Annotated in this window: 30 protein-coding genes and 3 pseudogenes; 5 read left to right on the top strand and 28 right to left on the bottom strand. The window is 27.4% G+C overall.

The annotated features are described in order from the left end of the window. Positions 1-45: 45 nt before the first annotated feature. The 3 genes from INR60_RS05210 to INR60_RS05200 form a co-directional block, all read right to left on the bottom strand. Positions 46-1083 carry a DUF6398 domain-containing protein gene (locus tag INR60_RS05210; protein ID WP_194190420.1) on the bottom strand — a complete coding sequence of 346 codons (1038 nt, stop codon included), beginning with the start codon at positions 1081-1083 and terminating at the stop codon, positions 46-48. A gap of 119 nt (positions 1084-1202) precedes the next feature. Continuing rightward, positions 1203-1340, bottom strand: a complete 138-nt coding sequence (locus INR60_RS05205) for a hypothetical protein (protein WP_194190419.1) — start codon at positions 1338-1340, stop codon at positions 1203-1205. 40 nt (positions 1341-1380) lie between these two features. After that, a complete protein-coding gene (locus tag INR60_RS05200; protein WP_194190418.1) occupies positions 1381-2211 on the bottom strand; it encodes a pyridoxamine kinase in 831 nt (276 codons plus the stop codon). Between the two features lie 128 nt (positions 2212-2339). Here INR60_RS05200 and INR60_RS05195 point away from each other — a divergent pair, with 128 nt between their 5' ends. Continuing rightward, on the top strand, positions 2340-2576 hold the full coding sequence (locus INR60_RS05195; RefSeq protein WP_194190417.1) for a hypothetical protein: 237 nt from the start codon (positions 2340-2342) through the stop codon (positions 2574-2576). A 29-nt stretch (positions 2577-2605) separates the two neighbouring features. Here INR60_RS05195 and INR60_RS05190 read toward each other — a convergent pair. From INR60_RS05190 to INR60_RS05180, 3 genes and pseudogenes are all read right to left on the bottom strand, one after another. Then, a pseudogene (locus tag INR60_RS05190) lies at positions 2606-3109 on the bottom strand (FAD-dependent oxidoreductase); the annotation flags it as partial. A gap of 198 nt (positions 3110-3307) precedes the next feature. Beyond that, positions 3308-4072, bottom strand: coding sequence for a hypothetical protein (locus INR60_RS05185; RefSeq protein WP_194190415.1), 765 nt, complete (start codon positions 4070-4072; stop codon positions 3308-3310). Between the two features lie 236 nt (positions 4073-4308). Further along, positions 4309-4473, bottom strand: coding sequence for a hypothetical protein (locus INR60_RS05180; RefSeq protein ID WP_194190414.1), 165 nt, complete (start codon positions 4471-4473; stop codon positions 4309-4311). A 235-nt stretch (positions 4474-4708) separates the two neighbouring features. Between INR60_RS05180 and INR60_RS05175 the strand changes: the two genes are divergently transcribed. Together INR60_RS05175 and INR60_RS05170 are read left to right on the top strand one after the other, a co-directional pair. Further along, on the top strand, positions 4709-6346 hold the full coding sequence (locus tag INR60_RS05175; protein ID WP_194190413.1) for a recombinase family protein: 1638 nt from the start codon (positions 4709-4711) through the stop codon (positions 6344-6346). Positions 6347-6500: 154 nt separating this feature from the next. After that, on the top strand, positions 6501-6812 hold the full coding sequence (locus tag INR60_RS05170) for a DUF5684 domain-containing protein (protein WP_238480393.1): 312 nt from the start codon (positions 6501-6503) through the stop codon (positions 6810-6812). Positions 6813-6862: 50 nt separating this feature from the next. On the opposite strand, the gene INR60_RS05165 is transcribed toward INR60_RS05170, so the two are convergent. The 5 genes and pseudogenes from INR60_RS05165 to INR60_RS05145 all read right to left on the bottom strand — a co-directional run bounded on the left by INR60_RS05165 (position 6863) and on the right by INR60_RS05145 (position 11882). Then, positions 6863-7648: a hypothetical protein gene (locus INR60_RS05165; protein ID WP_194190411.1), complete on the bottom strand. Its 786-nt coding sequence runs from the start codon at positions 7646-7648 to the stop codon at positions 6863-6865. 120 nt (positions 7649-7768) lie between these two features. Beyond that, positions 7769-8554: pseudogene (locus tag INR60_RS05160) on the bottom strand (FAD-dependent oxidoreductase); the annotation flags it as partial. Continuing rightward, entirely contained in the window at positions 8551-9534 is a 984-nt protein-coding gene (locus INR60_RS05155; protein ID WP_194190409.1) for a sulfide/dihydroorotate dehydrogenase-like FAD/NAD-binding protein, read from the bottom strand. The pseudogene INR60_RS05160 and the gene INR60_RS05155, both read right to left, overlap by 4 nt. 97 nt (positions 9535-9631) lie before the next feature. Then, positions 9632-10450, bottom strand: a complete 819-nt coding sequence (locus tag INR60_RS05150; RefSeq protein ID WP_194190408.1) for an LssY C-terminal domain-containing protein — start codon at positions 10448-10450, stop codon at positions 9632-9634. A gap of 520 nt (positions 10451-10970) precedes the next feature. After that, positions 10971-11882 carry a D-alanyl-D-alanine carboxypeptidase family protein gene (locus tag INR60_RS05145; protein WP_194190407.1) on the bottom strand — a complete coding sequence of 304 codons (912 nt, stop codon included), beginning with the start codon at positions 11880-11882 and terminating at the stop codon, positions 10971-10973. Between the two features lie 121 nt (positions 11883-12003). Between INR60_RS05145 and INR60_RS17680 the strand changes: the two genes are divergently transcribed. Continuing rightward, the gene (locus INR60_RS17680; protein ID WP_194190406.1) at positions 12004-12540 is read left to right on the top strand and encodes a DUF2953 domain-containing protein; all 537 of its coding nucleotides are present in this window, start codon (positions 12004-12006) and stop codon (positions 12538-12540) included. Beyond that, entirely contained in the window at positions 12533-12973 is a 441-nt protein-coding gene (gene ytfJ, locus INR60_RS05135) for a GerW family sporulation protein (RefSeq protein WP_194190405.1), read from the top strand. Before INR60_RS17680 ends, ytfJ begins: the two co-directional genes overlap by 8 nt. Before the next feature lie 22 nt (positions 12974-12995). Here ytfJ and scpB read toward each other — a convergent pair whose 3' ends face one another. From scpB to INR60_RS05055, 17 genes and pseudogenes are all read right to left on the bottom strand, one after another. Next, a complete protein-coding gene (scpB, locus tag INR60_RS05130) occupies positions 12996-13586 on the bottom strand; it encodes an SMC-Scp complex subunit ScpB (RefSeq protein WP_194190404.1) in 591 nt (196 codons plus the stop codon). After that, positions 13579-14331, bottom strand: a complete 753-nt coding sequence (locus INR60_RS05125; protein ID WP_194190403.1) for a segregation/condensation protein A — start codon at positions 14329-14331, stop codon at positions 13579-13581. Before INR60_RS05125 ends, scpB begins: the two co-directional genes overlap by 8 nt. Before the next feature lie 94 nt (positions 14332-14425). Further along, a complete protein-coding gene (locus tag INR60_RS05120) occupies positions 14426-15592 on the bottom strand; it encodes a D-alanyl-D-alanine carboxypeptidase family protein (protein WP_194190402.1) in 1167 nt (388 codons plus the stop codon). A gap of 130 nt (positions 15593-15722) precedes the next feature. Continuing rightward, complete coding sequence (locus INR60_RS05115) at positions 15723-16601, bottom strand: tyrosine-type recombinase/integrase (protein WP_194190401.1); 879 nt, start codon at positions 16599-16601, stop codon at positions 15723-15725. A gap of 84 nt (positions 16602-16685) precedes the next feature. Next, complete coding sequence (gene spoIIM, locus INR60_RS05110; RefSeq protein ID WP_194190400.1) at positions 16686-17318, bottom strand: stage II sporulation protein M; 633 nt, start codon at positions 17316-17318, stop codon at positions 16686-16688. 122 nt (positions 17319-17440) lie between these two features. Beyond that, positions 17441-18526 (bottom strand): DUF1002 domain-containing protein, encoded by a 1086-nt coding sequence (locus INR60_RS05105; RefSeq protein ID WP_194190399.1) that lies wholly within the window; start codon positions 18524-18526, stop codon positions 17441-17443. Positions 18527-18615: 89 nt separating this feature from the next. Further along, positions 18616-19134, bottom strand: a complete 519-nt coding sequence (locus INR60_RS05100) for an NUDIX domain-containing protein (protein WP_194190398.1) — start codon at positions 19132-19134, stop codon at positions 18616-18618. A gap of 9 nt (positions 19135-19143) precedes the next feature. Further along, positions 19144-19515 carry a hypothetical protein gene (locus INR60_RS05095; RefSeq protein WP_194190397.1) on the bottom strand — a complete coding sequence of 124 codons (372 nt, stop codon included), beginning with the start codon at positions 19513-19515 and terminating at the stop codon, positions 19144-19146. A gap of 305 nt (positions 19516-19820) precedes the next feature. After that, positions 19821-19886 (bottom strand): annotated as a pseudogene (locus tag INR60_RS17300) (sporulation initiation factor Spo0A C-terminal domain-containing protein); the annotation flags it as partial. Between the two features lie 139 nt (positions 19887-20025). Next, the gene (locus INR60_RS05090; RefSeq protein ID WP_194190396.1) at positions 20026-20454 is read right to left on the bottom strand and encodes a hypothetical protein; all 429 of its coding nucleotides are present in this window, start codon (positions 20452-20454) and stop codon (positions 20026-20028) included. A gap of 570 nt (positions 20455-21024) precedes the next feature. Continuing rightward, a complete protein-coding gene (locus INR60_RS05085) occupies positions 21025-21309 on the bottom strand; it encodes a hypothetical protein (RefSeq protein WP_194190395.1) in 285 nt (94 codons plus the stop codon). A 21-nt stretch (positions 21310-21330) separates the two neighbouring features. Continuing rightward, complete coding sequence (locus tag INR60_RS05080; protein WP_194190394.1) at positions 21331-21489, bottom strand: hypothetical protein; 159 nt, start codon at positions 21487-21489, stop codon at positions 21331-21333. Positions 21490-21610: 121 nt separating this feature from the next. Then, positions 21611-22621, bottom strand: coding sequence for a tyrosine-type recombinase/integrase (locus INR60_RS05075; protein WP_194190393.1), 1011 nt, complete (start codon positions 22619-22621; stop codon positions 21611-21613). A gap of 86 nt (positions 22622-22707) precedes the next feature. Then, on the bottom strand, positions 22708-22896 hold the full coding sequence (locus INR60_RS05070; RefSeq protein ID WP_194190392.1) for a helix-turn-helix domain-containing protein: 189 nt from the start codon (positions 22894-22896) through the stop codon (positions 22708-22710). 119 nt (positions 22897-23015) lie between these two features. After that, the gene (locus tag INR60_RS05065) at positions 23016-23711 is read right to left on the bottom strand and encodes an N-acetylmuramoyl-L-alanine amidase family protein (RefSeq protein WP_194190391.1); all 696 of its coding nucleotides are present in this window, start codon (positions 23709-23711) and stop codon (positions 23016-23018) included. After that, a complete protein-coding gene (locus INR60_RS05060) occupies positions 23711-23896 on the bottom strand; it encodes a hypothetical protein (RefSeq protein ID WP_194190390.1) in 186 nt (61 codons plus the stop codon). Before INR60_RS05060 ends, INR60_RS05065 begins: the two co-directional genes overlap by 1 nt. Positions 23897-23907: 11 nt before the next feature. Next, positions 23908-24156 (bottom strand): hypothetical protein, encoded by a 249-nt coding sequence (locus INR60_RS05055; RefSeq protein ID WP_194190389.1) that lies wholly within the window; start codon positions 24154-24156, stop codon positions 23908-23910. Positions 24157-24581 lie beyond the last annotated feature (425 nt).

Here is a 24581-nt window from a genome sequence, read left to right as displayed (position 1 = left end):
TATGATTGTATATTTGAAAAAATTAAAAGGTAATAGGAAATCCTATTACCTTACTTTATTTATTGCTTTTACCAACCATGCTCCTATTTTTTCATTTGTCCATAGAGGTAAACTATACTCTAAACATAAGCTGGCCTCTTCTAAACTACCTTTTGTATATGAACTAATCTCACCATTATAAACCTTAGTGTTCCCTATTAAACATTCTATAAATTTAAAATTATGTTTTACACCTTTTTTAAGATATTTTCTAGCATTTTTTCTATCACCTTTATTAAAGTAATATAATACTTTACCAAATTTAAAAAATAGCGAATCATCATCTTTAAACTTATCAAATATTTCTTTAACATATTCATAATCTTGGACCATTAAAGCTCTAAATATTATAGAATGCTTAACATTTCTTAAATCCTCAGGATCTAACTCAATTAAAATTTTTTCTATTTGGAAACTTTTATTGTAATTTCCTAAAGCAAATTCATAGTTAGATAACGTTGCTAAAACTGTTAGATAAAAATCACCTTCAGCACAAGAAAAAACGCTATCTCTTAGTTCTTTTCCATTTTCTTTTAATTTTAATTCTAACTCTTCGCTACATTCTTGTATTAATTTTGCGCCTTCTTCAACATTATCAAGTCCTAAAGCTAAACTGAATTTTTCTATAACTTTAGATGAATCCTCAGTATTCGGAGAAGGTACAGTATCCTTACTAGTTTTTTCATCTATTTTCCACTCAGTAGAGCTTTTCTCAATTTTTAAAGCTTTTCTGATTTCTCTTGATTTTGTTCCAATAGTTCCTTCTGAAACATTAAAGAAATCTGCAAGTTCATCCATATGTATTCCTTTTTTATTAAGAGTATCATTTACAAAAAATATAGCATGAGTTACCCCAGCTGCCCAAGTATTTGTTTTACCTCTTGTTAAATTACAATTTTCACTCTGTGATAAAGAAGTTAATAATTCATCACATTTATCTGCGTACTCTTTATTTAAAACTTTCAAATTAAAGTCATTAATTTTTTCTGATATATCATTTACCCTACTTAACACTTCTGTAGGCATGTTATTCGCGTTTATCATTTATTCCTCCTAATAAAATTAAAAATTTCTGTTTTTAATCACATTTTACTATTATAACTTAAATCTAATAAATTTTCACTATTTTTATGCCAAAAATAAAGATTAGGAAAACCTAATCTTTATTTAAGTGAATTATTTGTGTTATCAATTATTTCTGTTGCTTTGTTTTTATTTTCATAATTTTTCTTATAATTTTTTGTTTTTTCTAAATTAATAAAATCTTGCATTGAATTTATTTTGTCCTGTTTCTTATTCATATTATCACCACCAATAATATGTTACTCAAATTAGAAATTATTATACATTTGATAAAAGTGAAGGTATTTGTTTTTCAAATGACACACCTTCTTTAGGATCTAAATCATACTTTAAAGAGTAACTTATTGAATCATAAATAAAGTTTGAGGCTATTTCTAAAGCTTCAGCATCAGTTTTACCAAGCTGTGTTAATCCAATATATGTAGAAATAAATAAATCTCCTGTACCACTAAAAGATCCACCTAATAGTTCATTGGTTATTATAAATGATTCTTTAGTTATACTATTAAAATATAAATTTGTGATTGATGATTCAGATTTTATACCAGTAATTATAACTTTAGATGGACCGAGCAAGCAAAGTTTTTCGGCTATTATCTTTATATCGTTTATATTATATTTATTTAGATTTAAGTCATAATCAAGCAAAATACAAGCTTCGGTTAAATTTGGAGTAATTAAATCACTATATGCAATTAATTCCTTTAGTTTCTTACATAATTCATTAGTAAAAAATTTATATTTTTCTCCATCATCACCGAGTATGGGGTCTGTTATTATAAGTGAATTCGTATTCTCTTTAACAAAATTGATTATTGGATTAATTTGCTCTATTGAACCTATAAATCCTGTATAGATAACATCAAACTTCCGTTTTTCATTAAGCCAAACATTTAAATATTCAGTTAGGCAACTACTTAAATCTTTAAAATAAAATTTATCAAAACCAGTTTGATTTGATAATATACAAGTAGGCACAGGTAAAACTTGGGACCCAAGTGCGCTGATTATTGGTATTGATGCAGTTAAAGAGCATCTTCCTACTCCTGATATATCATTAATGACAGCTATTTTTTTTGTATCTTTCATAGTATCACCTTCTTCTTTTTTACATTTATAATAGCATAGCTTATATATATTTAAAAGTTACTTCACGTATCCTATGTTACAAACTTTTCTTATGTTAAATTGTATAATAAGATGAAGGAGTGATTAAAATGGCATGTAATTGTAGTTCAATTTCTGATGGAAAGTCTATAGCAGATCTAGTAAGGGGAAAGGGGTTTGAAAATATGTCTCCTAAAACAAATCATAGTATAATATGTGACTGCGGAGAAGTTTTTGAGATGAAAACCCTAGTATTCAAGTGTCCCAATTGTAAAATGACATATGCTGTTACACCTTGTAGTTCAGATAAAGTTGAGTGTATTAATAAATGTGGTATTAATTATTAAAGAGCAGTTAAAACTGCTCTTTAATAATTTTAGATTAATTTTAGATTAAAGATATTTTCTAACCCAACTTTTTTAACTCTGTCTTCAATTTCTTCTATATTAATGGAATATAAATTATTGTTTTTCATTCTTTGAAAGTATAGTGAACCTGCAAAGGTGTATCTTTTCTGTTTGCCTTTATTTAAAATTAAACTTTCGTTTGCAAATGCTATTATATCTCCAACAGCTAGACTTCTAGGAAGCTGCAACAATGGCATTCCTAATACCCTTCGCACAGCATTATGCCCTGCTAGTGCTCCTGTAGTAATTGCTTCTGTATGACCAACAAACAATCCTGATTTTTCGCCACCACAAAAAAGATTATTTACACCTACAACTTTCATATCATTATTTCGCGGTGCTACTGATAAATATCTTATTGAGTTTCCTTTACTCCCTGCATATGGATCAACAAACTTAGCTTTTTCTAACCCATTTATCTTTCTCAACTTATCAAGTGGGTAGTAAGTAGTCATTAATTTTGCATGTGCTGTATGAACAAAAGAACAACTAAAGTAGTTGTTCTTATTATAATCTTTATTTTAATATTTTATTTTATCACCTGAGATAAAACCACTTTTACTCTTTTTAACTATAGATCCATCGTTATCTAATGTACCCTCATCGAAAGCAACAGTGCATCCTGGGAATATAATTCCATAATTAGGATTACTATCTTTTCTTAATACAATTTAATTAATAGAATATATCCGATTATTCTTTTTATAACCGATTGCTATATAGGGAGTAGAACCATCTTGTACTAATGTAATTCCTTCACTTTCTCCTTTTTCTTTAATATGAAACTTTCCAACTATACTATGAGTTTTTACATTAATACAAGTAATAGTATTGTTCGTGTAATAATATAACATTGATTTATAGTATTCTAACCCTTGTGGAATCCCTTGATTAGGTATATCAAATTGCTGTTCTAGTGATTTTCCATTAAAGTCAAGTATACTGAAGGTTATATTACCAGTATCTCCACCTTTTGAAGTATGTAATATAAGTCTGTCTTTTTCATTGTCAATTGCTAATAAAGCGGCAGTACCAAATTGTTCTAAATTTATATCTTTAGTAATGTTCTTATTATTGAAATCTACTTCATATACGTGAGTACGATTAGAACCTCCTCCATTTGCTACATAGATCATCCCATTCTTTTTTCTAAATCCAAGATCTGCGGTGTGACCAATTCCAATTTTACCAGTTGATGAACTTTTAATTCCTGTTTTACTATATTTGATAATTTCTCCTTTATTAGAACCTACATCAAAACCTATATAAAAATTATCATCCCAATATGTTAAGCCTTGTTGATTAAGTTTATCACCTACATTAAACAATAAATTTACGCATCCTCCATCGATTAAGTTAGGTACTATCTCATTAGTAGTTCCAACTAATGTTATAAGAACTAGTATAATAGATATCGAAATATTCAGTTTTTTCATTTTCAAATTTTATTTCCTTCCGAAATTTAGGTTATAAAGTTATTTTGTATGTATTTATATAATATATACAATAATGTTTATGTGAGCTTAGGATTTTTTTTGCATTTAATCATCATATACGAGGATATTATTTTAGACATATGTTGAAAATTTAAATTATTCGTATTCTTATTTATATTAATTTTATTAAGTTGACAGTTACATAAAAGGCTTTTTAGCCTTTTATCTTTAGAGCTTTAATTTATTTTATTTAGTTCTTTTTGCATTTCATCAACTATCATTATACATTTATCTGGTCCATACTTCTTACTAATTATTTGTGCTAAAATTTCCGCAATTTTACTTTCAATTATTGTCATGTCTTTTGGAAAATTCACTTCAACTAGTAGCTTTCCTGCCATTGGATCACCCCCCTTTTATAGATTATGAATTACTAAAAAAAATGTTACACCTTATATACTTTCTGCCAGATAAAATTTAATCACCAACAATTTTTGTCTCGTGTAAATATTCTTTTACTCTCACTACATTTTAATGTGACAGAAGAAATCATAAAATATAAGTTAATATCAATATATCTTAAAGAAGATAAATATAATAATAGTGTACTAGCTGTTATGAATAAGGAGTTAATTTATGATTGTTGCAATATATAGTAGGAAGTCTAAATTCACTGGTAAAGGTGACTCAATAGAAAACCAAATAGAAATGTGTAAAGCTCATGTACAAGCTCATATAAATAAAGATGCTGAGTTTCTTATATACGAAGATGAAGGCTTTAGTGGTGGAAATATAAACCGACCTGAGTTTAAAAAGCTTATGAACGATGCTAGGAATAAAAAAATAGATCTTCTTATCTGTTATAGACTAGATAGGATTAGTAGAAATGTTTCTGACTTCGCTTCTGTGCTTGAAACTCTTCAAGAAAATAAGGTGGATTTTGTATCTATAAAAGAACAGTTTGATACTTCTTCTCCTATGGGGAGAGCTATGATATATATTGCATCTGTTTTTGCACAGCTTGAAAGAGAAACTATAGCAGAACGTGTTAAAGATAATATGCTTGAAATGGCTAAGAATGGCAAATGGACAGGTGGAAAGATTCCTTTAGGGTTTAAATCTGAAAAGTTTTATTTTTATGATGATGAAGGTAAAAAAAGACAACAAACTTCCCTAGTCCATAACACTGAAGATCTAGAGTTTGTTAAGTTTTTATATGAAAAATATTTAGAACTTGGCAGCCTGCATAAATTAGAGGTTTATACACACCAAAATAATATCTGTTCTGCTTCTGGTAGATTATTTGAAAAGAGTACATTAAAATTAGTTCTTCAAAATACTATCTATGTTAAGGCTAATAGTAACGTAATTGATTATCTTCAAACTAAAGGCTGTAAAGTCTATGGTGAAATTGATAATGAACACTCCCTACTAACTTACAATAAAACAGAAGCAGTACATAAGAATGGTAAACAAACTAAGGCTAATAAAAGCCCTTCTGAGATGTTTGCAGCAGTTAGTAGTGTAATTGGTTATATAGAGCCTGAACTATGGCTTAGAGTTCAATATCAGTTCGATAAAAATAGAGATACTTTCCCACGCCTTGGCAAAACACATAATTCACTTTTAACTGGCAAAATCTTTTGTGGTAGTTGTAAATCAAGACTAATAGTTCAACATGGTAATGTTTCACCTAAAACAGGCAAAAGACACTTGTACTATAATTGTTATCTTAAAAAGGTTTCTAAAAGGCAGTTATGTGATGTGAAAAATGTTAAGCTTGAGAGAGTTGAGGAAGCTGTACTTCAAACGCTAAAAAACCTTAGTTATAATAAAAATTTATTTTTATCAAATTTAAAAAATATAAATTCTAAGGATAATAATAATGAATTATTATCTCTTAAGAAGCAATTAGAAGAACATAATTCTCAGATTAATGTATTAGTTAATAAACTATCTAAAGATCATGACGATTTAATTACTGATGTTTTATTTAAAAAAATTACAGAACTAAAAAAAGAATGCAATATAATAGAAAATAATATTAATGCATTAAAAAAAGAAAACTTAGAAAATGAAAATAATAAATTAGAATTTTCACTAGTTGAAACTTTAATTAGTAAATGCAGCTATATAGATAAGTTAGAACATTCAGAGCAAAAACAATTAATCAATACTCTTATAGATAAAGTTTATTACTTCCCTCCTGATGAGCTTGGAGATGATAAAATTAAAATTAATTTTGTTGGAGCTTTTGATTTATTAAATGCATAATAAATTTTTTAAAAGAGGATAAACTATATCTGAGGTGATATGTATGGATTTTTTTAATGGTCTTTATGCTGCCACAAGCGGTATCGCCTATGGCAGTTTAGGTTTTATCGTGGGACTAATTTATTACTTAGTTAGAGTTTATCCTAGTTATGTAATGGCTAAAAGAGCAAGATTAAAAAATCCTTGGCTGATGTGGATTCCTATCCTAGGTGAATTTAAAATCTTACATCTAGCAGGGTTTTCTTATTGGTATTTTATATTAATGCTAATACCATTCGTAAATATTATATTTATGATAATAGTATTTTATAGAATAATGAGAAACTTTGGATTTGGCATAGGTATGACAATCTTAGGTGTAATCTTTTCTTTCGTAGCCTTCATTACTTTTTGGTTTATTGTCCTTTCAGACCGCAGGTTTGTTGGAGATATTCCAAGAGAGTTTCAAGAGGAATATAATGATTGATCTAACTAAAAAAGGCAACCTGTAAAAAGGTTGTCTTTTTGTACATTATATTAAATTATTGCTTTTTCTATATCTTCTAATACTTCAATTATAATACTGTACAAGTACTCTTCCTCATTTGTTAATTTAAACTTCGTTTCTTTCCAAAATTCAAAACAAATAACAATGAAAGCACTAATACATAATGTTGTAAATATTATATTCTTACTACTTTCAATAAAGAAGCTTGAAAAAATCGCTACAATTACAGCTATCAAACATATCCATGCTGAGTAATTTGCAAGATTATAATTTTTATTTCTATGTTCTAATTTTACTTTAGCTTTATTCTTTGAAATCTTTATGTAATTAATTTTTCTTTCTTTGCCTTTTAATGTATTTAATTTTTTAGTTATTTCTTTTTTCAAATTAATATAGAGTTCAGGATCATCTTTTGTGTATTTGCTATATTCAATAACATTATCTAAAATATGTTGATCTTTATTATTTACTTCACTATTTACCGCTTGTACCTTTGTTTTTATAAAAAAGCCTACTTTCAATGTAATAAAGAAAACAAAAGCATTTATAAATATGATAGGTACTGATTCGTAAGCTATAATTTTCCACCTATTATCTTGACTCATATTTGCTAAAAAATCAATACTAACAACTATAATTGCTGAGAGCAAATAAAACTTTATATATCTATATGTTATTTTTGAAATTTTGAAATTAATTCTCTTTTTTATTAGCTGTTTGAAATATTTTAAAAATTCTTTATTTACAATTAATATTGCTATAATAAAATATAAAGTAAAAGACTGAATTAATATTTCTTTAAGAATACCACACATATTTACCTCCTATATTTAACATTCTTTAGTATTAATCTACAAATGTTATATTAACATTTTTTTCTTTTTATAACTAGTGAATATTAATTAGCTGTTTGATTGTTGTCTTTTTGTTCATACAGCATGTCCAGTATCCAAGAGAATTATATTCTCAGCAAATTCTTTTAACGCATACTGTTGACATACTTTGGTTTCAAGTTTTGAATAATTAATATCCTCTTCAGGTATTTTTAAAATAACTACTCCATCTTTATTTAATCTATATTGCATTTCCTTAGACAATGATTCTTTTGCTAATTTACAAGAACCTGAAAATGCTCCTAATTTATCCTCTTCCCTTTCTCCTTGAATATCTTCAATATTGCACCTTGCACTTATGCTTAACCTTGGTCCAAACGCAGGACAGCGAAGTATACACATGGAACATCCATTTCCGTATTTCAAACAATTACCCATAGGTCCAGTAGAGCCCGTAGTCTCAACAACAACATCACATTCTAAATACTCATTATCTCCATAGTAAATACCCTTAATATCTTTTCCATTAAAGTTTACATCTTTAACTCTAGTTTCTATTAATATATTTATTCCTAATGAGTCAATATATTCACGCACTACTCCTTCTATTAGATTTACATCATATAGCCAAGCGTGTTCATGTCCAGGAAAATTTATGTTTTTATGTCTTGAACACTTATCTGTAATGTTAAATAGATCGCCTGCTCCAAGTGCAATTAATTCCTCTGTAGCAGTATAGCGACCATTATTTCTCATTATCCCTCCAACATTGCCAAGCCCTAAAAGAAGGTCAGTTTTTTCAAATAAATAAACATCTGCTCCAGCCTTCTTAGCTGAAATAGCTGCAGCAACTCCTGACCATCCACCTCCAATAATTGCTACTTTCATATATATCTTCTCCCTTCAAAAAGTTCTCGTGGTTCTACTTGTTCTTTGCAATATCTCCGAACAACACCACCTTTATATCTTATAGTGCATGCACCACATATGCCTTCTCCACAACACATTTTAAAATTATTACAACATGCCAATTTAATTTTTCTACCTTCCTCTTTATCTATAAAATCAATAATCAATTTTGTTAATATATCTGCACCAGCCGTATAAATCAAGTCCATATTGTTATTTATTTTGTCTTGTAGAATATATCTCATTTCTTCAGTTAAACTTCCATTATTCATAATAGTAGTTTTATTTAAATTACAATCATATTTTTTTATAATTTCTTCCAAAAAATCATATTTTTCATTACTTATATCAACATAAACTGTTACATCATTATTATTTTGCTTAAGTTTTCTTATAACTGGAATGATAGGTGCTATTCCAATGCTCTTTGCAATAATAATAGCTTTAGAATCCTTCAAACTCATTATGTTATCAATACCAAATATCCCATTCCAGTAAGGGGCTTTTATCTTTATTTCTCCTTTATCTAAACAGTTTAAAATTCTTTTTGTTTTTATGCCCTTAATCTCTATTAATATTTTAATTGTATTTTTTTCTTTATCAGTCTCCATTACTGAAATTGGAATATTATAAAAATTTTTCTCTTCATCTATTATAAAGATAAAACTGCCAGGATTAATTAACGAGTTTGCAAGTCCGTGTGTTATTTCTAATTCAAGTTCTAATAAATTTTCTTCAATAAATAACTTATTTAGAATTTTAGATTTGAAAATTTTTCTTCCTTCTTTTGGCATAGAGTTATTAGAGATAAATTCCTGATATATGCATACCCCATTCCAATTACAACAATCACAAAATTTTTCTCCTTTTAACTGTGAGCATAATATACATTCTCCACAAACAGCTAAGTTACATGGACAATATTCACTACCAGAATCAATACACTTAGTAATCTTCATAAAATTACTCCCAAAATTATTTATACTAATAAATTATTAAAATTAATGCCATTTGTTACTTTAATTTCGTCATAAAAGATAAAAAGCATGAATTTAATTATTCATGCTTTCTATCTTTTATTGTTATGAAAGGTAACGATCCATCTGTATATATCCTATCTCCACCACCATTTCGTCCATGATAGCTACTTGTGAAGTGTGTTACCTCATCAACTTTATCAACTACTGAATTAGCATGAAGAGTTTTTATAACAAAATCTCTTTCTTCATCTACATTAGGATCTATTTTATGTGTGATTTGTCCTGTAAAAAGCGATAAACCTACATTTCTGTCGAAAGTAGCTGAAGCTAACCAATCAGCTTGCATTCCACCAGGCAAGTACCAATCTTTAGGTGTTTTCCATAACCTTATATGATGCCTTTTTCTTGGATTACCATGTATTTCTTTTTCAAATGCTAAATCTTGTTTCCTAGAAAAAAGAAAGAGTGAACTAACGGGAGCACATTTATATGACTTTGAGAATATACTTGCAAGCCCTATTTTTATAGATGATTTGAAATTCAAGTCATCTGCTTGATACCAACCACTTTCAATAAAAGCATTAATAATATCTTCTTCTTTTGCATAAAATGCCAAGTTTATTGGGTCCCCTAGCAACCCATCATTAGTTTTAGTTCTTCCTATAAAATAATCAGGCAAATAAAATTTTGTTATAAATCTAGTAATTATAGGTAATATAAAATAAGCTAGATATAGCCATAACATTATATATATTAAAAAATGAGTTTTTCTTGAAAGCCAATCTGAAAAAATCACTTGATATATAAAATATGCTAACAATATAGTAAAAATAAATTTTATTATTCTTATTACTAAATTTAGTTTGTTTTCATCTCTATTTTCGAAGTATTCCATATTCCCCCCCTAAATGAACTATATAATAAAAAAAGACAACAGATGTTGCCTTTCCTATTCTTTAAAATCTTTTGGTATATCCCTATCAAATTATTTATTGCTAAGCACAATATATTAAAATGCAATAAAATCAATATATGATAAATTATTCCTAAATTTATCATAATTAAACCCAATCTAAAGTTTTTCGTTATTTTATAAAAAACTAAAATCGAAAGAACCACATTTACAAATGGTATTAACATCAAAATAAAATACCAAAAGAAAAACCAGCTAAGTGAAGCATTTCAAGTTTACCTAGAAATGGAACACAGATACATAATCCATGAATTCTTTAACTCTGCTCTCTTAGCCATAATATAACTAGGATAGACTCTTATAATATAAAATACTATAGCAATTATTATCCAATGTGTAATAAAGTAAATTTCATAAAAATACATAAAATAACCTTATTAATTATAATAACAATAATAATTTAAAGTATTTAGAATAAACTGTTAATTTTTAAATAATTTTCTTATAATGATTCATTCAATACTTCTACATCCGACTCAATATTATTTTTATAAGCTTTTACAATATTGTTATCATTTATATATGTATTTATATCTTTAGTTTTAGTTCTATAATTCTCCTTAACAAAATTAAATATTTTTTCTGTTTGATTCCACCTATCTGGACAATCTAAAACTACTATTATAATATCATCCCCACTATGTTTAATTGAAGATACTAAGCATTTTCCAGCACCACCTGTATATCCAGTTTTCACACCATTAGCTTGAGGGATTTTCCATAGTATTTTATTTATATTATTATATGATCTACTAAAATCGCTTTTATTTATCTCCTTCTTTGATACTATGTTTCTAAAAATCTCGTTTTCCATAGCCTTAGACGTTATTAATGCCAAGTCATAAGCACTAGAGTAATGATCTATATCATCTAATCCATGTGGAGTTGTAAAATGTGAATCAATAGCTCCTATACTTATTGAATAATGGCTCATTAACTTACAGTATTCTTCTACACTCCCTGAAATACCTTCTGCTATAATAATTGCTGCATCATTTCCAGATTTAAAAAGTAACCCATGAAGTAATTCTTCAAGTTTAACCTTTTCATCAATTTTATAACCAACTTTAGACCCACGAACTGATACTGCATTTTTACTTACAGAAAATTCCTTATTAAGATTTTCGCTTTCAATAGCAACTAAAGCAGTAAGTATTTTTGTTGTGCTTGCAATTGGAACATTTTGATATGCATTCTGTTCAAAAATAATTTGTCCTGTTTTTCTACTATAAGCTATTGCATGCCTTGCTGATACTTTGAGTTTCTTATTTTCAGTAGCATAAACTGGAATTATACTGTTAAACAAAAGTAAAAAAGATAAAAGTGTTGAAATTAAGTAAACTTTCTTTTTCATAATAATTTCACCTCTCTTTATATAGTTTGTATCTATATGGATTTTATTATTCTTGGCAATATTATTGTAAATTTGGTATATTTTCTTAAAAAAAGTAAACAATTTAAATGGAGGAAGAAATATGACTTTATTTTTTATTTTATTAATTTTATTTATCCTTTTTCTAAAAATCCCAATAAAACTTAAGGTTTCAATAACTAAAAACGAAAAAAAAGTATTATTTTTTAATAGAAACTTATTGAAAAAAACTAGTAAAGATAGAAAAAAGAAATACCTTAGACAGAAATTTAATTTTTCTAGATCGAAAGTTTTTCTTAATGATTTTTTATCTTCAATAAATCAAATGAAAAGTAAGCCTCAGGTTAAGATAACAGGCTATATAAACTATTCTTTAGGTGATCCTTGGTATACTGCTATTTCTTATGGTTTATTTTCTACTTTTGCAGCTTTTTTATTCAAATTTTCAAAAATTTTTTTTAATTATAAAAAATCGAATTTAATAATTAATCCTCTTTTAGAAAAAAAGATGAATTATGCACTTAAATTTGAATGTATAATTTATATTTCTTTAGTGCAAATTATACACATAACTATTTTATTTGTTCTATCTTATTTTAAATCAAAGGAGGTGTCCCTTTTCGGGGAACTATATGAATAAAGAACATCCTATAGAAAACTTAATGAAATCGACTATGGAAAACATTAGAGATATGATTGACGTTAATACAATTATTGGTGAATCTGTTGAAACACGCGATGGAACTTATATAATTCCAATATCAAAGGTTTCATTTGGATTTGCATCAGGAGGTACAGAGTTTGATTCAAAAGCTGGCATTTCATCAGATTTTGAAATAAACTATCCTTTTGGTGGTGGTTCAGGTGCTGGAGTCAGCATAAAACCCGTAGCTTTTTTAGTAGTAAGGGAAAATTCAGTTAGACTCTTGCCTGTAGAACAGGATAATACTTACGACAGAATTGTTGATACTGTTCCTCAAATTATTGAGCTAATGAAAGATTTGTTTCCTAAAAAAGAAGTCGATATAGACATAACAGAAAATATTGAAGAAATAGAAATAGAAGAAGAATAAAGTGATCCGCTTGCGGAACTCTTTATTCTTCTTCTATATTTTCATCTAATTCAAATTCAGAATATAAATCTAAGCTAGGTAATTCTTCTAGGCAACTTACTCCAAACTGTCTCAGAAATTCATCAGTTGTACCATAGAGTATTGGTCTTCCTGGAACCTCTAGTCTACCAACTTCAGCTATTATTTCCCTCTCTAATAACTTTTGTATAGCGCTTTCAGATTTAACTCCTCTTATTTCGTCAATATCTACCCTTGTGATTGGTTGTTTATATGCTATAATTGCAAGGCTCTCTAGTGATGCTTGACTTAATGATTGTCTTTTATTTTTCTTTAATAACTTTTGTATTACATCACTATAATTAGATTTAGTAACTAATTGATAAGTATTATTAATACTTATCAATTTTATTCCTCTATTTTCAATTTCATAATCTAGCATTAATTCACCGATAACTTGTTCCAAGTATTTAGGTGTTGCATCTAGATTTATAGCTAAATCTCTTAATTTTACTGGTTCACCACTAACAAAAAGTACTGCCTCAATTGCCCCTTTAAGAAAATTTTTTTTAGACACTTCTTCAAATTCAAATTGATTTATATCAACTTTAGACATTTTCTATTTCACTTCCTTTCAAAATTATTTCACTGAAATTTTCTTTTTGATAGACAATAATCTTTCTTTGTTTCATTAATTCTAATAGAGCTAAAAAAGTCACTACACATTCTAACTTACAATCACATTCTTTCATAACATTAGTAAACTTAATTAGTTCCTGATTAGATATCAATTCCAATAAATAATCATATTTATCTTCTATTTTATATTTATCTACTGAAATTCTTTTTTGTAAAAAGTCTGATTTATTTTGCTTGCTCACATAATTTTCAATTAGTTTATTGTAAATATTGTATAGCTCAATCAAAGAAATATTTTCCAATAATTTGTTAGTAACTTTTGCGCTTTGTATTTCTTCTATTATTTCTGGTTTTTTCGAATAAGTAAACCCACTAACATTTGCTTTTTTCTTGAAATACTCAGTTGATAACTTAATTTTTTTGTATAGAAGTAATTTTTCTAATAATCTCTTTTCTATATCTTCATCATCTTCTATTATTTCATCTTTTATTTTAGGTAATAAACTTTTAGATTTTATTTCTATTAGAGTTGCAGCGATAACTATAAATTCTGACGTTACCTCTAAATCCATTTCTTTCATCTTATCTAAGTATTCCAAATACTGATTAGTCACTAAATTCAATTTCACATTGTTAATTCCCATCTTGTTCTTTCTAATAAGATGAAGTAGTAAATCAAAAGGTCCTTCGAAATCTGCAACCTTAACTTTAGGTAATTCCATACTATACCACCTTCTAATTATTTTCATTTAATTATACACTATTTTAGTACTATTTCAAATAATAAAGGAGTTACTCTCGTAACTCCTTTATTATTTAATCATTAAATGAATTTGTAATTTTGAATTTTAGTTTATCAATTATATTAGGCTTTTCGATATCACGATCTGTATAGATATCTACTTGACCAACTAAAGTTTCACCACAATAAACTTCACATTTACCAACTATTTCTCCTGCTAAAAATTCATTTTTACTTTCATCTAGTATTATTTTATTTGTTAACTCAGCATTCTGTCCTTTTTCCATAACAACATTTAAATCTTCCTTAACTTTAGCTATAAATGCTTTATTTTTCTTATTTATACTTTTTATCTCTCCAAGTTCTTGATCCTTTTTCAATAATTTTTTACCTTCATACATAGAGAAACCGTGATTTAGAAGTATACCTGCATCTCTATTTCTTATTTTAAATGTAGGTGCACCCATTATAACTGATAACATTCTAACACCGTCTCTAGTTGCAGTTGCTGATATACAATACTTAGCTTCTTGAGTATATCCCGTTTTAAGGCCATCACAACCTTTAAAGAACCTAACTAGCTTATTATGGTTTACAAGTTCTATAGGTGTTTTCCTACCTTCTGAAATTGTTTCCATATATGTACCTGTAAACTTTAATATGTCTTTATGTTTAAGAAGTTCCCTAGACATTAAAGCAATATCATACGCTGTAGATAAATGCCCTTCTGCTGGAAGACCAGTACAGTTTTTAAAAGTTGTATTTTTCATACCTAGTTCCTTAGCTCTTTGATTCATAGCTTTAACAAATGCCTCTTCAGATCCTGCTAAGTATTCACCCATAGCAATTGCAGCATCATTGCCTGATGCTATTGCTATCCCTTTTAAGATATCAGAAACACTTCTTACTTCACCTGTGTCAAGAAGCATAGTACTTCCACCCATTTTTTTAGCGTTTTCACTACAAGTTATTTTGTCTGATAAACTTATTTTTCCAGAATCTACAGCTTCCATTGCTAAAAGCATTGTCATAATTTTAGTAACTGATGCCGGTGCAAACTTCTCATTTGCATTTTTCTCATAAATTATTTTACCACTTATAGGTTCCATTAATAATGCAGATTTAGCTTCTACTTTCATACCCGAATCTTCTGAAATAGCAAATGTATTTTTAGCTATCAAAGGTGATATGATAGTTAAGATTAATAAAAAACTTGTTATTTTCTTTAATTTGTTAAACATATAAATTCCTCCTTTCTAAATTATTATTTCCATAAACAATAAAAATATTTGCTATTTTGAAACTTCAGAAAATAAAAAAAGAGCGATTTCTCGCTCTAAGTTAATATTATATCCCTCTTTATAATATTTTTTATGCTCTTGGGTGAGCATTTTTATATACTAAGTTTATTTTATCACTATTAATAATTTCATAATAAGTGTCCATATACGTCAAAACTTGATTTCCCAATAGTTTTTGCACGGCACGGACATTAGCACCATTTTGAAGCATATGAACCGCAAATGAATGTCTAAACGTATTTAAATTAACGTCTTTTTTTATTCCTGCCTTATGTGAATATTCTTTAACTATTCTCCATATCCCTTGTCTTGTTAATCCTTTACCATTTAGATTTACAAATAATTTATTTTCGCCAGTTTCAGCCACTTCGTCTCTAACTAAAACATATTCCTCTAAGGCTCTGTTTGCACTTCTTCCTATCGGAATAAGTCTCTCATAATGTTTGTTATCTGTGCATTTAACAAAAGATAAATCTAAATTAATATCTTCAACTTCTAATGAAATTAATTCTGAAACCTTCATTCCTGTTGCATACATAAGTTCAAGTAGCGCATTGTCCCTAACACCTTTTATACCATTTTTATCGACAGATTTTATAATCTTATCTACTTCCTCAATAGTAAGAATTTGTGGTAATTTTTTATTAGCTCTATTACTTTTATATGTTATTTTGGGAATCTCATTAATTAATGATTTACCTTTCAAAAAACCATAAAAACTTCTTAAACTTATAACAATCCTATTTATTGACCTTTCTGATTTACCGTTATCTAATAAATATTGAATATAAGCTATTATTGATACGTTGTCTGATGTATATAATTCCATACTGTTATTTTTAAGGAATTTTGAAAAAAGATTTACATCTGTCACATATGCATAAACGGTATTTTCACTTTTATCATTTCTAAGTAAATACTCCTTATAATTCTCAATAATTTCTAACATTACTCTCTCCTATACCATTACTATATTTATATATTCGACAATTTCACTTTATTCCCTTCATTTTTATCATTAGAAATCCACTTTTTATACATAAAATCTTGTTAATACAAACTTCATAAGATTTGGTGAAACATATGTTTCAATTACTATTCCTAATATAAATATGCATAATAGTATTATTAATATGTTTGCTAACCCGTTATTACTTGACTTTTTATAACTTTTCTTTTTAATAAACCTATCCCTGAATCTTTCAGTAGAAGAATTTAATGCTATAATGCTTATTGCAATTAAGCATGGAATATAAATTAAATTCTGAGGAATAATTGATGTCAATGCTAAATAGATACCTTTGCCACTAAATGTTGTTAACAAAAACGTAAAAGAATAACCAAGAGAAAAACCTTTTATTAAGTTAATTCCTAAAATAAATGGAGCTCCAAAAAAAGTAAAACTTAATATAATTATTGGAATAATTAATAGTGCATTTTTTTTGATAACTTCTATTAAAAGTACACCATAATTAATAGGCTTATTACTTAAACTATCAACAAAACTAGAGTAATAACTTGAAATATCTTGTCTATCCGGCACATTCATATATTTAACTGCATAAACACCAATTACTATTCCTACACAAAAAAATAATAATACCATTAAATAATATATTTTTTGATTTTCAAAAATGTCTCTCAATTTTTTAGCTATATCTTTCATTTCACTTTCTCCTCCTAACATAGTTCTATGTAATATTATGAAAGTAAAATTGAAAATATTCTTAATTGAAACATTTAAATCACATATTATTTTAATGGTATTATTTAATATTATTTGATTATTTAGTTAAATAATCCTTTGAACCAATTTGCGATTTTCTCAAAAAAACCTTCTTCATTTGATGATTGCGATTGGTTATTATTTTGATTATCTTGAGTGTTATTTGATGTATCTTTGATTTCTGTATTGTTTCCAGTAACAACAGCAGAATCTCCTAATGCTGAGTTATCTGTTTGATTTATTATACCTAAATCCTTATCATTTCCATTACTTGTATTCTCACTACTAAAGAAATCTTTTATATTCTGCCATAAATTTTGAAAGAATCCAGATTCTTTTATAGCTTGGCCAGATTGTTCTAAAACATTTTTAATGTTATTTCCAATATCATTTAAAGTACTTTTTAATTGGTCATAATTATAATCTTCTTTACCTATTTTCACCATAAGATCTTTTAATTCCTTTTGCTGTGCTTCTGGTAAAGATATATTATAATTATTTGTTACATTATTTATAATTTTTTCAACTTTATTTGGATCCTGAGCATTGTCTTTGATTACTTCTTTTTTAACATCATTTACTATTGCAGCTGCCTTTTCTTGTCCAACTTTTGAATCGTTTGCTATGTTACCTGTAGTAACAAGTTCTTGATTAGCAAGTTCTTTTTTATTTTTATCTAATTTTTCACCGGTAGAATCTTCAAACCCTTTTAAAATCCCTGTTAATGCACCTGTTCCTGAAACTTGAAAAGGTGCTGCTGCAATTACATTTGCATCATTAACTCCTGCTGTTACTAATGTGTTAGAAATCATTGATGCAGTTACCCAAGTTAGGTTAGCTGTCTTGACATTTATACCAGAACCTGAAGATGTCGGCTGCACATAAGAACATGATATTGTCTTGTTTCCTATTTCAGATAAAGGTGCTATCCCTTTTAATGCATCTCTTTCTTCTTTATTATTAACGGTTATTAGTTGATAACTACCATCTTTTGCATTAAAATACTTTAGCATACTATCCTTCTGTTGCTGATTTAAATTTGCACCTAAAGTCACAACATTAAATTGGTCTGCAAAAGAATTAACAAAACTACTAAAAAATATAGTAGTACTTATTCCTAAAATAATAATTAACTTTTTAATTTTCATATTTTTATCCTCACTAAATAATAACTTCACTTTAATTATATTTGTAAATTATTAAAATAACCTAAAATAAAACTTAAATTTTTCTTATACTATAAATACATAAATGCTGCTATAGTCTTTGAATCTATTATCTTTCCTTCTCTTATCATTTTTTTAACTTCTGTTAGTTTATATTTATATATATCTATAAATTCATCTTCATCGCAGGATTTAGTTCCTTCGAAAAGATTTGTAGCCTTATAGATATGAATTACTTCATCAGTAAAACCTGCACCAGTTGCAATTGTTCCTAAATAAGTAAAATCATTTGATTTCATCCCAGTCTCTTCTTCTAATTCTCTTTTTGCGCATTGTAAAGGGTCTTCATTTAAATCAAGTTTTCCAGCTGGTAATTCTAATAATACTTCCTTAATCGCTGCACGATATTGTTTAACCAATAGTATTGTATCATCATCAAAAAATGCTATTATAGCAGAAGCCCCTGGATGTCTAATTATATCTCTATTACTGACTTTTCCATCAGGTAATTCTACATCGACGCTTGCAAATTTTAAGAAATTACCTTCATACTTAATTGTTTCTTTTATAATTTTTTCTTCTAATTTCATTTCGCTCACCTATTTAAATAATTTTAATTCTTCTAATTCACTTTCTTTAGTCCTACATATTTTTATATCAGCTATTTCATTTAATAAATAATATTCATCATTAACCTTTGTTGAAAGTAATTTTATTTCTCTAGTTACGTTGAAATTTTTATCAAAATACATAACATTTTTATCAATAAATTCTATAGAAATTTTTTTAAATAACTCTATAAAAGATTCTACAACAAAATTTGGGATTCCCTCATCAAAAAACAATTCACAATTTAAATTCATATCAGTTGACATTTTAGAATAAATTTTGATAACTTTATCTCCAAATCTTTCTGCTTCAAATATATAATTACTATCAAAAGTTTCTTTTGAAATTATTTTGTATTTCATAAAACACCTCTTAATCTTCTATTTAGATTTAATTATTGAATTCATAAGCTTATCTTGATTTACTTTTTCTAAATCTTCTAATCCCTTAATTTGTTGATCAATAACAGAAATTTCATGTTCTAATTCTTGTTTTTTATATTTGTAAGTATTTTAGAAAACATATAATCGCTCCTATCTTTGTAAACAATTTAGTTATTATTTATATTGTATAGAATTTTTTAGATTACTACAATAGTTTACTAGTTTTTATAAAATCATATAAAAATAGACATTATCTATAAAATAGATAATGTCTAAAGAAATAACTATGATACCTTATTTTTTAATCTTAGCTTATCAGCTATGATTGCTATAAATTCTGAGTTAGTAGGGCAATCCAATACGGCTAAATAAGGTTAATTCTATATTTAAATCAACTTATTTTTACATAAATTTATATGTTAGTTGTCTCCAAATGCTTTTGTTTGTTAATATTATTATATAGGGTATAAATTTAAAATACAAGATAAATTAAGCACTTCTTTTTCTTACATTTCTAATCAATCTATCGCCTCTATCACCTCTTATATATCTCATTTCAATAATATCCCGTTTTATTCCTGTTAATTTAGATAGTTCTGATAAAGTTACTATTTTATCATTATATATTACATGAATAGTATTCCTTTTATTATTTTGTTGTTCTGTATTACTAATCCATCTACAATTGTTTGGCTCATAATTACCATTTGGATTAATTCTATCTAATGTAAGACCTTCTTTATAACCAAATTCTTTTGCCCATTCATAGAATTTGGAAATGTCTAACCATTCAGTACATATCGTAATACCTCTAGCACCATAGTTGTAAAAATCCTTATTTTTAGTATTAAAACATCTTTGTTTCATCATTATCCATACACTATAAATTTTTTTCTTTCTCAATCCATGTTTAACCATAATTACCTCCATTTTATGTAATAAAAAAAGACTAGAATTTCTTCTAATCTTTATCAATATTATTAAATTCCCAACGTTGGGAGTTCTCTTTACTCATTGTTTTATTTTCAGTCGCCATTAACTAACTATTCTATGATATATTCTAGGTACTATAATTGTTGGTCATTTGATGACCTACCATTTCCTGATAACCATCCCTTGAAGGTAGCTACATTTCAATGCTCCCTTTTAAATATATAAAACAAGTTATTTGGAAGAACCTGTTTTTAAGTTAAATTTGTAGTTCTTCAAAAGAACCACTTTTTAAAATTTGAAAGTCTTTTAAGAACCTACAATTGTTACTCTGTTAGTATTAAGGGTTCTTCCGAAGAACCCTTAATACAGAAAAAAAACTGAGTCTTTTAAAAACCTCATCTTTATTTCTATTACTACCAATTAGGTTATTTTCTTTTGCAAACTCTCTAAACGATTGTTGGTCGTTTAGAACTAAGTTCCTTCAAAGAACTCTGTCAAATTAAGTTTTAAACATATAAAAAAGAGTACCCTTTCGGATACCCTATAATTCTTATGTTATCTATTCTCTATATTTTTGTTAATTTCATCTAATTTTTGTCTTATCTTAAGAGTGGGATGATAATACTCTTCCGTTATATAAATACTTAAACTTTCTTCATTCTCTTCTTTGTTATAACCATACATTACCTCATTAACAAATCCATGAATAGAGTCGTCTTTGCCAAAGAATAATTTTATCGTTGTTCCTTCCCTTGTTATCGAACTTAAAATATCTTTTAATTCATTTGAGTCTTTTTCTAATAAGATTTCACCATCTGAATTCCTAAATTCTATTTTCATATGCTTCTCCCCCTAATAAATTTATTCTCCTGAGTTCTCTTTATTATTTAACTTCTCTTCTCTTTCAATTCGCTCTCTTTCTTCTCTTTGTTCTCTACGTAGCTGTTCTTCTCTTTCCTTGTGATCTATAATTGCATTTTGTTGTGCTGTTAAATGACCAGTGTTAAATCTATATCCCATTTTTACCCCTCCATTTTTTCTTTACAATTCCATTTTAGTAAAATAAAACAATAATTTCAATATAATTTCTAAAATTTTCCTAACTGCTTACAAAGAACTTAGAACATAACATAATTATGTTTTATCCAACTATTCTCTTGAATTCATGTTCAATCGTTGTCTGTTTCAATCTTGAGTATCTTTGAGTCGTTTCTGGACTTTCATGTCCTAGAATTCTTTGAACCCCTGTAATATCCATACCACTATTTAATAGTAATGTAGCCTGTGTTCTTCTGAATCTATGTGCATGAACTTTACCTGTAACACCACTTTTTATTTGCAGTTTTTTAATATCTACTTGTATACTTCTAGTAGTTAGTTTACTGTGTGGCAACCTTCTACCAACAAATAAATACTCTGAGTCTCCCTGTCTTTCATCTTCTATATATTTGTTAATATTCATAATAGCTCTAGTGCTAAGATATGTTATTCTTTCTTTATTGCCTTTTCCTACTAATATTTTTAAAACTCTATTAGCAAAATCTATGTCTTTAATCTTTATATTAACTAACTCATTTATCCTACAAGCACTTGATAACATAGTTTCAAATATTGCCTTCTCTCTATAACTCTCACAGCTATCTCTTAATCTTTCAATTTCTTCTGATGTGTAAGGCTCTTTAATTTGTTTTATCTTTTTAACTTGTCTAAGTTTTGAGCTTGGATTTCTAATAATATATTCTTCGTTTTGCAACCAAGTAAAAAAATTTTTAAGCATTGTAATATAATTTCCTTGTGTACTTTGTTCTTTTCCCTCTCCAATAACTGCTAAAAACATTCTTAGTTCCATTACATCAATACTTGAGACTGGCTTATTGAAAAATAAATTCATTTTTTTAAGAAATAAACTATAATTATACAAAGTATTATCTGAAAGGCCTTCAAGTTTTTTACATGCAAGAAATACCTTTCCCTTTTCTTCTATATCCCCAATACTTAGAGCTGTACATTTACTTGTAATATTGTATTCATACAATGCTTCATCAATCAGCGATTTTACATCTAACTGTTTATGCAAATCAAATCCTAAATCTAAAGTTAGCCTTCCTAATAATTTAATACTTAACTCTTCTGCTAAATTAATTGTATCCATAATATCCTCCCTTTACTTATGGCAGAAACTAGGTTACAATTAAAGTGCGAGTTTGGTGGTAACTTTTGTTACTGCCATTTTTTATTCTATTTTTTTATAGATCCATACACTTTTTCCATTGCTTCTTTAGTTATTAATGTTACTTTTCCAGATTTCCTATAGTCACTTCCCTCTTTAAATTTACCATTTTGAATTGCTTTTCTAACAGTACTTTCATTTAATCCCCATTCTCTACTAGCCTCAGTTGCAGTGTATATTTGATATAATATATTCATTTTTTTACCTCTGTATTGTTTTCTACATTATATCACGTTAACGTGATTTGAGTAAAGTGATTTTTAACATAATTTAGAAAAAAAGTAGAGATATATAAATATCCCTACTCAAAACTTAATTAACTATATGTAATTTCTATTTTACTTTTCTTAGCTTTAATCAACTTAGTAACCTCAGATATAACACTTTCCTCTCTACTATATGCACCTATTTGTTTTCCATTATCCTTTACTCTAAATATCTTACTATTAGCTGTTGGCTGTTCTACTGGTTTACTTTCAACTTTATACTTAATATTATAATACTCACATACTGCTTCTGTTAGTGCTTCTCCAAAAGCTTCTCTTTCTTTTAAAGTATCTATGGCCTTTCTATCTTCTACATTATCGCCAAAGCCTGTTTCAACTAAACAAGCTGGCATATTAGTATATTTTAACACGTAAAAAGCTGATTTTTTAACACCTCTACTGTTATTAAGTTTATCTTCTAATATGTTTTCTAAGCATAATTTAGCCAATTTCTCAGTGTTTTTGTTCGAGCCAGTCCAATACACTTCGCATCCATCTCCGCCACCTGCGTTTGTATGTATAGATATAAATAAATCTGCTTTAAAGTTATTGGCCATACTAACTCTATTAGCTAAAGATCCATATGTAACAAGTACTTCAAATCCATGTCTTTTTAGGCCTTCAACCATTGCATTACCCATATCAATAACCAAATCGACTTCTCTTATCTGTTTACCATTCCAATTATAAACCGCTCCAGAATCACATTTATAGTGTCCAAAGTCCACTACTACTTTCTTAGCCATTATTTAGCCCCCTTTATCGTAGATTGTCCAAAGTAATAACCAACTATCATTACAGCTATGTTTGTAAATGCGTTAGCATCTATAGTTCCATTAACCGCTAGTGAACAAAATACAATAACAACAACTAAAGCTATTATCTTTTTTACTTCTATTAAACTTGTAATCTTATTAAAAAACTTTTCCATATTATAGCCCCCTATTTTAATTTATATTTTATTTCCGTTATGTCTTGCTTGATGCCTGTTATATCTTTACCTACTAATTTAAATTCCTCTACTGTAACATTAAAACTATCTAAAGCTCTATTAAACATTTGCTTATCTTCTTTATTTTCCTGTTCTAGTTTTTGTATTCTACTGTTTAAGTTTTTATAAAGCAATCCACAGCCAATTACCGCTGTGGCAATAGGGAAACCTAAGTTTCCAACTAAAGTTGCATAGTCCATACTTGCCTCCTGTTATATTTTTATTTTAATAATTCTCACCTCAAATTTTCTTTTGTATTTTTTATCTTTTTTAACTTCCCTATGATAATACTAATTACAAATAAGTGTTTACATTTTCAATTAATTATGCTACTATGTATGTGGTAATTGTTTTCAATAACATTTACTAGAGTTGATACAACTCGGGAGGGAGGACATGCCTTATGAAGAAACTATTTAAGTTTCTTATGATGCAAAACCCATACCAGCAACAATTTCCTCATTTATATTTTTTATAACATGTGGCTCAGGTTGTCATAGGGGGATTAATACTTTGAATAAAAGAATTTCTTTTATCTGGTTACTTCTACTTCCCAAAATTATGTAGTATAATTAATTATTCAAATTCGATATATAATTTTCAAAACTAGATTGGTTTTTCAATC

The organism is Clostridium chrysemydis (assembly GCF_015234215.1).
GTDB lineage: Bacteria > Bacillota > Clostridia > Clostridiales > Clostridiaceae > Clostridium > Clostridium chrysemydis.
The sequence above is the reverse complement of the archived record's forward strand: the minus strand, read 5'-3'. Positions and strand labels throughout refer to the sequence as shown.

Coding starts and splice junctions, on each gene's coding strand:
- INR60_RS05210 (WP_194190420.1), bottom strand. CDS start 1,083: ATGATAAACGCGAATAACATGCCTACAGAAGTGTTAAGTAGGGTAAAT.
- INR60_RS05205 (WP_194190419.1), bottom strand. CDS start 1,340: ATGAATAAGAAACAGGACAAAATAAATTCAATGCAAGATTTTATTAAT.
- INR60_RS05200 (WP_194190418.1), bottom strand. CDS start 2,211: ATGAAAGATACAAAAAAAATAGCTGTCATTAATGATATATCAGGAGTA.
- INR60_RS05195 (WP_194190417.1), top strand. CDS start 2,340: ATGGCATGTAATTGTAGTTCAATTTCTGATGGAAAGTCTATAGCAGAT.
- INR60_RS05185 (WP_194190415.1), bottom strand. CDS start 4,072: ATGAAAAAACTGAATATTTCGATATCTATTATACTAGTTCTTATAACA.
- INR60_RS05180 (WP_194190414.1), bottom strand. CDS start 4,473: ATGGCAGGAAAGCTACTAGTTGAAGTGAATTTTCCAAAAGACATGACA.
- INR60_RS05175 (WP_194190413.1), top strand. CDS start 4,709: ATGATTGTTGCAATATATAGTAGGAAGTCTAAATTCACTGGTAAAGGT.
- INR60_RS05170 (WP_238480393.1), top strand. CDS start 6,501: ATGGCTAAAAGAGCAAGATTAAAAAATCCTTGGCTGATGTGGATTCCT.
- INR60_RS05165 (WP_194190411.1), bottom strand. CDS start 7,648: ATGTGTGGTATTCTTAAAGAAATATTAATTCAGTCTTTTACTTTATAT.
- INR60_RS05155 (WP_194190409.1), bottom strand. CDS start 9,534: ATGAAGATTACTAAGTGTATTGATTCTGGTAGTGAATATTGTCCATGT.
- INR60_RS05150 (WP_194190408.1), bottom strand. CDS start 10,450: ATGGAATACTTCGAAAATAGAGATGAAAACAAACTAAATTTAGTAATA.
- INR60_RS05145 (WP_194190407.1), bottom strand. CDS start 11,882: ATGAAAAAGAAAGTTTACTTAATTTCAACACTTTTATCTTTTTTACTT.
- INR60_RS17680 (WP_194190406.1), top strand. CDS start 12,004: ATGACTTTATTTTTTATTTTATTAATTTTATTTATCCTTTTTCTAAAA.
- ytfJ (WP_194190405.1), top strand. CDS start 12,533: ATGAATAAAGAACATCCTATAGAAAACTTAATGAAATCGACTATGGAA.
- scpB (WP_194190404.1), bottom strand. CDS start 13,586: ATGTCTAAAGTTGATATAAATCAATTTGAATTTGAAGAAGTGTCTAAA.
- INR60_RS05125 (WP_194190403.1), bottom strand. CDS start 14,331: ATGGAATTACCTAAAGTTAAGGTTGCAGATTTCGAAGGACCTTTTGAT.
- INR60_RS05120 (WP_194190402.1), bottom strand. CDS start 15,592: ATGTTTAACAAATTAAAGAAAATAACAAGTTTTTTATTAATCTTAACT.
- INR60_RS05115 (WP_194190401.1), bottom strand. CDS start 16,601: ATGTTAGAAATTATTGAGAATTATAAGGAGTATTTACTTAGAAATGAT.
- spoIIM (WP_194190400.1), bottom strand. CDS start 17,318: ATGAAAGATATAGCTAAAAAATTGAGAGACATTTTTGAAAATCAAAAA.
- INR60_RS05105 (WP_194190399.1), bottom strand. CDS start 18,526: ATGAAAATTAAAAAGTTAATTATTATTTTAGGAATAAGTACTACTATA.
- INR60_RS05100 (WP_194190398.1), bottom strand. CDS start 19,134: ATGAAATTAGAAGAAAAAATTATAAAAGAAACAATTAAGTATGAAGGT.
- INR60_RS05095 (WP_194190397.1), bottom strand. CDS start 19,515: ATGAAATACAAAATAATTTCAAAAGAAACTTTTGATAGTAATTATATA.
- INR60_RS05090 (WP_194190396.1), bottom strand. CDS start 20,454: ATGGTTAAACATGGATTGAGAAAGAAAAAAATTTATAGTGTATGGATA.
- INR60_RS05085 (WP_194190395.1), bottom strand. CDS start 21,309: ATGAAAATAGAATTTAGGAATTCAGATGGTGAAATCTTATTAGAAAAA.
- INR60_RS05080 (WP_194190394.1), bottom strand. CDS start 21,489: ATGGGATATAGATTTAACACTGGTCATTTAACAGCACAACAAAATGCA.
- INR60_RS05075 (WP_194190393.1), bottom strand. CDS start 22,621: ATGGATACAATTAATTTAGCAGAAGAGTTAAGTATTAAATTATTAGGA.
- INR60_RS05070 (WP_194190392.1), bottom strand. CDS start 22,896: ATGAATATATTATATCAAATATACACTGCAACTGAGGCTAGTAGAGAA.
- INR60_RS05065 (WP_194190391.1), bottom strand. CDS start 23,711: ATGGCTAAGAAAGTAGTAGTGGACTTTGGACACTATAAATGTGATTCT.
- INR60_RS05060 (WP_194190390.1), bottom strand. CDS start 23,896: ATGGAAAAGTTTTTTAATAAGATTACAAGTTTAATAGAAGTAAAAAAG.
- INR60_RS05055 (WP_194190389.1), bottom strand. CDS start 24,156: ATGGACTATGCAACTTTAGTTGGAAACTTAGGTTTCCCTATTGCCACA.